The sequence below is a fragment of the Streptomyces sp. ICN903 genome (assembly GCF_022015835.1).
In the GTDB taxonomy this organism is placed as follows: domain Bacteria; phylum Actinomycetota; class Actinomycetes; order Streptomycetales; family Streptomycetaceae; genus Streptomyces; species Streptomyces fenghuangensis.
In genome coordinates, this window is the sequence record NZ_JAKMAY010000268.1 from 1 (window position 1) to 7,969 (window position 7,969).

The window sequence follows — 7,969 nt, forward strand, 5'->3', positions numbered from 1 at the left end:
GCCCCGCCCCGTCCACCCGGGTCAGCGGCCCACGGGGTCGCCCTCGGCGCCGTCGTCCCGCGCGCGCAGCACCATGTGGCCGCCGTGGTGCAGCGGGGTGCCCAGTCGCGGGCGGGCCGCCTCGCTGCCCGTCTCCGCATCGACGATGTGCACCTCGCCGTGGCCGCCGCGGGTGGCGGCGACCCAGTCGGAGTCCGGCGAGGCGGCCACCGCCCTGCGCTGGACCCCCTCCCAGGGGGTGTCGCCGCGGCGCGGAGCGCCGTCCATGGCGGTCAGGGGCAGGCGGCGTACGGCGCCGTCCGGGCCGTCCGCGTCCAGCAGGACCAGCTCGTCGCCGTCGGGGTGGATGCGGGCGAAGGCCGCGTGGCGCCGGGAGAGCGCCAGGCGGAAGACCAGGCCGGGGCCGAGATCGGTCAGATGTGTACGGCCCGTCTCCAGGTCGTGGCGCCATGCCCGGTTGGTCCACTCCGGCCACCTCACCGGGTCGGGTGCCCCGCCGCGCAGCGTGCTCCACAGCGCCTGCCGGCGGGTGTCGAGGCGCAGATACCAGCCCCGGCCGGGCGACCCCCACGGGATCACCGGCTCGGCCGTGAGCGCGTCGCCCGCCCTCCGGGCCCGGTGCACTCCCTCGCCCGTGGCCGCGAACACCCGCCCCGGGCCGGGCGCGTACGCGTCCCCGTGCCCGTCGTCCGGCAGCGGCAGGAGTGCGTGGGGCGTGGCCGGCGGGCAGCCGGGCGGCGCCGCGAGGAGGTCCGCGAACCGGTGGACGGCCAGCGCGCCGGGTTCCCGGTGCCGCAGGACGACCAGCGGATCGCCGCCGCCCGGCACCGTCACCCCCGGTTCGCCGGCGCGGGTGCGGACCCTGGAGGTCTCCTCGGTGGCGAGGTCGACGACCGTCAGCAGGTCCGACCACGGCTCGCTGTTCCTCCCCGTCCCGGTGGTCACGGCCAGTCGGCGGCCGGACGGATCGCAGGCGAGGTGCTCGGCCGGTACGGCGACCGGGACGGCCAGTTCCACGAGTTCGCCGCCGAAGGGGTCGAGCACCAGCAGCTCCCCACGGCGGTCGTCGACGCAGGCCACCCGGCCTCCCGGGAGCGCCAGGAACCCGGCGTGCTCGGAGATGTGCCGGCCGGTCAGGCGGTGCGTGACGGTGCCGTCCGGCACGGTCAGCGCGTACAGGGCGCCGTCCACGTGGTCGGAGACGAGCAGCGTGAGGTCGGTGGCGGGCATGGGGGTCCTCCAGTGAGTCGGTGTAGTGAAAACGATTATCATGTATCTTCGGCGTGTTCCGGCTTTCCCGAGAAGAAGAAGAGGGCGTCAATGCTGCGTTCACCGTCGAGATCCGCCCGCGGCTGGATCACCGCAGCGGTGCTGGGTTCCGTCCTGGCCGGCTGCGGATCGCCACCGGAAGGGACCGCGGACGGCAGGGCCGAGCCCAGGGCGAAGACCGAGGTCACCGTCGAACCCATCAAGGCCGCAAAGGAGTTGACCGACACCAACGGCACCAGGATCTCCCTGGACGGTGAACCGCGGCGGATCGTCTGCCTGTTCGCCCTCTGCGACGACATCCTGACCGAACTGGGCATCGTCCCCGCGGCCACCAACAGCGCGCTGCTGGCCCACCCCGGCTTCCTGGGGAAGGAGAAGGCGAAGGAGGTCGACGTCATTCCCGGCGGCTTCATAGCCCCGGAGGTGGAGGCGATCCTCTCCCACAAGCCCGACCTCGTGATCGGCCTGGGGGACACCCACGGCAAGCTCGCCCCCGCGCTGAAGGGCGCCACCACCTTCTGGGCCATGCAGCCCGAGACCTGGCAGGACAGCGTCGGATATCTGCGCGACGTCGCCGCGCTCACCGGCCGCACCGACGAGGGGGAGAAGGCCGAGAAGGCCTTCCGCGCCAAGCTCGCCGAGGCCGAGAAGACCCCGAGCGACAAGACCGCGCTCGTCATCTACGGCAGCGACGAGAACTTCGGCGTCGCCACCCCGGAGACCGACGTGGCCGCCAGCCTGTTCCCCAAGATCGCCGAATACCCGTGGAAGTCCCGTGGCGTGGAGGGCAGTTACAGCCTCGAGGAGATCCTCGCCGAGGGCGTCGACGTGCTGTTCGTCGAGACGATGAGCTTCGGTGACGCGGACGGCAGGCTCTCGGAGAAGCTGGCGGGCAATCCCCTGTGGGGGAAGATCCCGGCGGTGCGCGACGGCGACGTCCACGAGGTCGACCCGGAGGTGTGGGCCAAGGGCCGCGGCACCCGCTCGCTGGGCATCGTCCTCGACGAGGCCACGGCCGCGCTGCGGTGAGGGCGCCCGTGCCCGCACCCACCGCGGCGGAGGAAACCGGGGTGGAGGACGCCGGGGCGGGAGGCGCGGCGGCGAAGGGCCGGCGCACCTCGCGCCGGGCACGGTGGCGGCAACCGGTCCTGGTGACCGTACTGCTGGCCGTCTCGTCGGTCTGCGCGCTGAGCCTCGGCACCCCCCACGTCCCGCCGCACCGGCTCGCCGGCGCGGTGCTGGAGGGCGAGGCCACGCTCGCCGGGATCGTCGTCACCGAACTGCGCGTACCCCGCCTGGTGCTGGCGCTCCTCGCCGGCGCCTGCCTGGGGGCGGCAGGGCTCGTGCTCCAGGAGGCGCTGCGCAACCCCCTGGCGGTGCCGGAGATGCTGGGCGTCTCCTCCGGGGCCGCGCTGGGGGTGGCCGCGCCCCTGGTACTGGCACTGTCCCTGCCCGCCGCCGTCCAGCCCCTGCTGGCCATCGGCGGCGCCGCGCTCGGCGGTGGGCTCACACTGCTCGCGGCCGGGCTGGGCCGCAGCCCGTCCGCCGTGCTGCTGACCGGCGCGGCGGTCGCCGCCGCGCTGCAGGCCGCGCTGCTCGTCCTGATGGTCATGGCCGACCAGCTCGACCTCCAGCTCGTCTACCGCTACCTGCTCGGCTCCCTGTCCGCCCGGACCTGGGACGACGTGGCGGGCCTGTGGCCGTGGCTGCTCGTGGTCGCCCCCGCCCTCGTGCTGTGCGCGCCGGTGCTGTCGGTGATGCGGCTGGGTGACGAGGACGCCGAGGCGCTGGGCGTGCGCGCCCGGCGGGCCCGGCTGACCGCGCTGGCCGTCGCCGTGGTGCTGATCGCCCCCGTGACGGCCGTGTGCGGGCCCGTGGCCTGGGTGGGCTTCCTCGCACCGCACCTGGCCCGGTGGTTCGCACCCGCGGCCGGGGCGGTGCGCCGGCTGCCCTGGTCCGCCGCGTGGGGCGCCGTCGTCGTCACCGTCGCCGATGTGCCGGCCCGGCTGGCGCTGGCACCCGTGGAGACGCCGGTCGGCGCCTGGACCGCCCTGCTGGGTGTGCCGGCCGGGATCGTCCTGACGCGGTCGGGCGGTCGCGGGCGCGGCCGTTCCCGGCGCGAGGGGACCAAAGCGGCCGGAGCGACCGGAGCGGAGGGCACGCGGTGAGCCGGCGTTTCGCGGCGCTCACGGCACTGGCCGCGGTGTGTGCCGCACTGGAACTGGTGGCCGGGCGCGGCATGTCCCCGGCCACGGTATGGGACGTACTGGGCGGCGGCGGTGACGCGACCGAACGCCACATCCTGCTGCAACTGCGCCTGCCCAGGCTGCTGGTGGCACTCGGCGCGGGCGCGAGCCTGGCCGTGGCGGGACTGGTCCTGCAGTCCGCCCTGCGCAACCCCCTGGCCGGGCCCGAGGTGACGGGCGTGACGCCGGGAGCGGTGCTCGGGGCCGTCACCGCGACGGCCCTGGGACTGGCCGGGTGGGACTCCCCACTGGCCGTCGTCCTGGCCGCGTGCGCGGGCGGATGCACCGGAGCGGCGCTGCTGTGGCTCCTGGCCGGACGCGGCCGCGGCGACCCCGCGGCCACCGCCGTGCACGGGGTGCTGGTCTCCGCGGTGCTCGGCGGGCTCACCGCCATGGTGCTCCTTGTGGAGCCGGGCGAGCTCGGCAGCGTCGTGCAGTGGCTGGTGGGCACCACGGAGGGCCGGGTGTGGCAGCACTGGCACCTGCTGTGGCCGTGGGCGCTGCTGTGGGGGAGTGCGGCCTGGCTGCTGGCCGGACCGCTGACCCTGCTGCGCTGCGGGGACGAGACCGCCCTGGCCGCCGGCCTCCCCGTCCGGCGGGCCCGGACCCTGGCCCTGCTGTGCGCGGTGGCGCTGACCGCGGGCGCGGTGGCCGCCGTCGGGGCGCTGGGCTTCGTGGGGCTGCTCGTCCCGCATCTGGCCGTGGCCCTCTTCGGTGCCGACCTGCGGGTGGGCCTTCCCGGCGCCGCCGTGGTGGGCGCGGTCGTGGTGTGCGGTGCGGACGCGGTGGCGCAGCTCTCCTCGCGGCTGCTGACGGCGGCGCTGGAGACCGGAGGGCTCACGCTGCCGGTCGGGGCGCTCACCGCCTGCCTGGGCGCCGTGCTGCTGCTGGCCGTCGTGCGCCGCACGCCGGACCGTACGTTCTAGAGCCGAAGGAGAAAGCCCGTTGACCGACACCGATACCGGCACCGACACCGATACCGGCACCGGCACCGGCACCGAGTCCGTGGGGATCCGTATCGAGGGGGTCCGCTTCGGGTATCCGGAGCGGCCCGTGCTGCGGGGGGTCGACATGACCGTCCGGCCGGGCGAGCTGACCGCTCTCGTCGGGCTCAACGGCTGCGGCAAGTCGACCCTGCTGCGGCTGGCCGCCGGGCTGCTGCGGCCGGACGAGGGGCGCGTACTGCTGGGCGGGGACGACCTGGCCCGGCTGTCCCGGCGAGCCACGGCCCGGAGGGTGGCGCTGCTGCACCAGTCCGCGCCCGCCGTGCCGGGGATGACGGTGCGTCACCTGGTGCGCCAGGGGCGGTACGCGGCCCGCGGCCCGCTGGGCATGCTGCGCGAGGGCGACGACCCCGTCGTACGCCGGGCGCTGCGGGACGTGGGCGTGGAGCAGTGGGCCGACCGCGACGTCGACGCCCTGTCGGGGGGCGAGCGGCAGCGGGTGCGGCTGGCGATGGCGCTCGCCCAGGACACCCGCGTCCTGCTGCTGGACGAGCCGACCACCTATCTGGACCTGCACCACCAGCTCGACGTGCTGCGGACGGTGGTCCGGCTGCGGGAGGAGCGCGGACTCACCGTGGTGATGGTGCTGCACGACCTCGCCCACGCGGCCCGGTTCGCCGAGCGGATCGTCGCGCTGCGGGACGGTCGGGTGGCGGCCGACGGGGCGCCGAAGGACGTGGTCACGCCGGGGCTGCTGGCGGATGTGCTGAGGGTGGCCGGCCGGGTCGGCCGGGATCCCGAGGGGGGCTGGCCGGTGTGTTACCCAGATCACCCCCTCCCAGGTATGGAATATGAAAATCATATTCACTAGGGTGTGAGTGCGGCGCTCGTTCGAACGCCGTATCCCCTTGCGAACAAGGAGAGTTCATGGACAACGAGCAGGTCTTCACGCCGATCGCCGACCCGGGCCAGCTGGCCCACGACTCGGCCTCCCACTCCAACGCCCTCGTCGAGAACCCCTTCGAGGACACCGAGGAGTAAGCGAGGGCCCAGCCGCTCTCGAACGTGGGTCCGCCCGGCGCCATCCGGGCGGGCCCACGCCCGTCCCGCCGCCCGGTCCACCGCCGGCTCCCCGCCAACCCGCCAACCCGCTCACAGGAGGACCGCCGTGTCCCGCAGCCAGCTCGCACCCGGTGTCGAGGTCGTCGCCGTACCCGGGCGGGGTCTCGCCGTCCGTACCTCCGAGGGGGAGTTCCTCGGCGTCCGGACACGGGGCGCCGACGAGGAAGCCCTGCTCCGTCTCCTCTCCGGCGCCGCCGGAGAACCGGCGGACGCCGAACAGCGCCGCCTCGTCAGGGCGTTCGAGGACGCCGGCTACCTGACGGACGGCCCGCCGCGGCCGCGGTGGCCCGCCGCCCGCCGAAACGTCCGCCTGCTGGGCGACCCGGTGCTCACCGAACCGCTCGCCGCGCAGCTGACCGCCCTGGGCGCCCGGCCGCGCACCGCCCGGGCCACCGCTCCCGGCGCGTCGCCGGGCGGCCTGGACGATCTGCTCCACGACGACCCCGCCGCCGTCGTGTGGTGCCTGGACGGACCCGTGCCCGACGGACTGTGGGACGCCGCGGACCGGCTGCCCGCGCACGGCGTCGCCTGGCTGCGCTGCCACCGGGAGGGCCGGCAGGCGTACGTCGAGCCGCTCGCCGCCGCTCCCGAGGACGTCACCTCGGCCCACGTCAGGGCCCGCCGGCTCGCCGCCACCCCCGCCCACCGGGAACTGGCCGCCTACTGGAGCGGACCCCGCGTCCGCGGCGCCCCGGCCGGGCTCACCACTCCCGCGGCCGGCCTGCTCGCGGCACTGCTCGCCGACGACCTGCTGCGGTGGGCCGCCGGCCTCCCCGAGGAGACCGGCCTCCCGGCGCGGCGCCGGCTCAGGTGCGTGGACCTGCGCACCCTGACGGTCACCGCGCATCCCGTCCTCCCCGTACCCGCGGTCGCCCCGATGCCGGGGGCCGCCCGGGAGCCGAGGACCCCCCCGGCGCAGGGGCGGGACGGATGACGCCGTCCGGTGCCACCGCCGGGGGACCGGTCACCGTCGGGGGACTGGCCACCGACGTCCGCCTCCCCGCGGGCCGCGGCCCCTTCCCGGCCGTCCTCCTGCGCACCCCCTACGACCGCCTGCGCCACCGGGCCGAGGCGAGCAGCTGGGCCCGCCGGGGATTCGCCGCCGTCGTCCAGGACGTACGCGGCCGGTTCGCCTCGCCGGGGTGCTGGCGGCCGTACGGGAACGAGGCCGCCGACGGGGCGGCGGCCGCCCGCTGGATCCGGCGGCAGCCCTGGAGCGACGGCAGACTGGTGGCGGCCGGCGCCTCCTACGCCGCCCACTGCGCACTCGTCCTCGCCCTCGACGCACCCGAGGACGCCCGGCCCGACGCGGTCCTCGCCGCCGTACCCGCCCTCGGCGCCGCCGAGACGGCGCGCGAACCCTCCGGCGTGGAGCGGCTGCTGGCCCGCGCCGGATGGTGGGCCGCCCACGGCGACCGGAGCGACTCCGACGAAGACGCCCTGGGCAGGGCCCTCGCCGCCGACCCCGGCCTGCTCGCCCATCTGCCGCTGACCGGCCTGCCTCAGCGGCTGGGCCGCGACCTGCCCTCCTGGGCGGACCTGTGGCGCCGCCGCGACCGGGGCCGCCTGGTGTCGCGGGCGGCGCACGCGGCGGTGCCCCTGCTCGCGGTGAGCGGCCTCCACGACCCCTTCGCCGAGGACACCGACGCCCTGTGGCGCGCCTGGGGCGGCCCCTCGGCGCGGCTGCTGACGGGCCCCTGGGGACACGGCCTGACCGCCGCGCCCGGCCCCGGCGCAGGCCCCGCCCACCGGGTCGACCTCGGTGAGCTGTACGCCGGCTGGGCCCGCCGCGCCCTCGCCGGCGAACTCGCCCCCGGACACCGCGGCGCACTGGCGCTGGGCGGCGCCGACCGGTGGCTGCCCGCCGGCACCGAGGGCGAGCCGCGCGCCCAGAGGCTACGACTCCTGCACGGCCGCGCCTTCACCGCCGACCCCGAACGCCCCGTCCGCTCCGACGACCTCGCCGTCCCCACGGCCGGAACGCCCGACCGGTGCCTGCTGGCCACCCCACCGCTGACCCGTCCGCTCGACGCGGTCGGCCCCGTGCGGGTGCGGCTGCGGGCCGCGGCCGACGCCCCGTCCGCCGACTGGGCCGCCCGGCTCGTCGCCCTCACCCCGGAGGGGAGGGCCGAGCCGCTGGCCACCGGTGTCGTCCGGCGCGAGGAACCACCCGGCCGGAAAGCCGAGTTCACCATCGGCCTGGGCCGGATCGCGCGCCGGCTGCGGGCGGGCACCCGGCTGCGCCTGGAGGTCGCCGGACACCACTTCCCGGCCCACGCCCGCAACCCGCACACCGGGGAGGACCCGATGACCGCCGATCGGCTGCTCGCCTCCCGCCGGGAGATCGACCCCGGCGGTGTGGCGCTGGTGCTGCACGTACTGCCCTCC

General features: G+C 76.5%; 8 protein-coding genes. 7 read left to right on the forward strand and 1 reads right to left on the reverse strand.

The genetic code is table 11. The features are described 5' to 3' along the window. Positions 1-21: 21 nt before the first annotated feature. Complete coding sequence (locus L7D48_RS22675) at positions 22-1,230, reverse strand: hypothetical protein (RefSeq protein WP_237881909.1); 1,209 nt, start codon at positions 1,228-1,230, stop codon at positions 22-24. A 90-nt stretch (positions 1,231-1,320) separates the two neighbouring features. Between L7D48_RS22675 and L7D48_RS22680 the strand changes: the two genes are divergently transcribed. The 7 genes from L7D48_RS22680 to L7D48_RS22705 all read left to right on the forward strand — a co-directional run. Then, the gene (locus L7D48_RS22680) at positions 1,321-2,298 is read left to right on the forward strand and encodes an ABC transporter substrate-binding protein (RefSeq protein WP_237881910.1); all 978 of its coding nucleotides are present in this window, start codon (positions 1,321-1,323) and stop codon (positions 2,296-2,298) included. A 134-nt stretch (positions 2,299-2,432) separates the two neighbouring features. After that, positions 2,433-3,437, forward strand: a complete 1,005-nt coding sequence (locus L7D48_RS22685) for an iron ABC transporter permease (protein ID WP_237881917.1) — start codon at positions 2,433-2,435, stop codon at positions 3,435-3,437. Then, the gene (locus L7D48_RS22690) at positions 3,434-4,441 is read left to right on the forward strand and encodes an iron ABC transporter permease (RefSeq protein WP_237881912.1); all 1,008 of its coding nucleotides are present in this window, start codon (positions 3,434-3,436) and stop codon (positions 4,439-4,441) included. Before L7D48_RS22685 ends, L7D48_RS22690 begins: the two co-directional genes overlap by 4 nt. Before the next feature lie 79 nt (positions 4,442-4,520). After that, entirely contained in the window at positions 4,521-5,330 is an 810-nt protein-coding gene (locus L7D48_RS22695) for an ABC transporter ATP-binding protein (protein WP_237881919.1), read from the forward strand. 56 nt (positions 5,331-5,386) lie between these two features. After that, complete coding sequence (amiA, locus tag L7D48_RS29215) at positions 5,387-5,500, forward strand: streptamidine family RiPP (protein WP_240958231.1); 114 nt, start codon at positions 5,387-5,389, stop codon at positions 5,498-5,500. Between the two features lie 127 nt (positions 5,501-5,627). Then, positions 5,628-6,515: a hypothetical protein gene (locus L7D48_RS22700; RefSeq protein WP_237881914.1), complete on the forward strand. Its 888-nt coding sequence runs from the start codon at positions 5,628-5,630 to the stop codon at positions 6,513-6,515. Next, a partial coding sequence (locus L7D48_RS22705; protein WP_237881916.1) for a CocE/NonD family hydrolase occupies positions 6,512-7,969 on the forward strand: 1,458 nt, incomplete at its 3' end. The genes L7D48_RS22700 and L7D48_RS22705, both read left to right, overlap by 4 nt.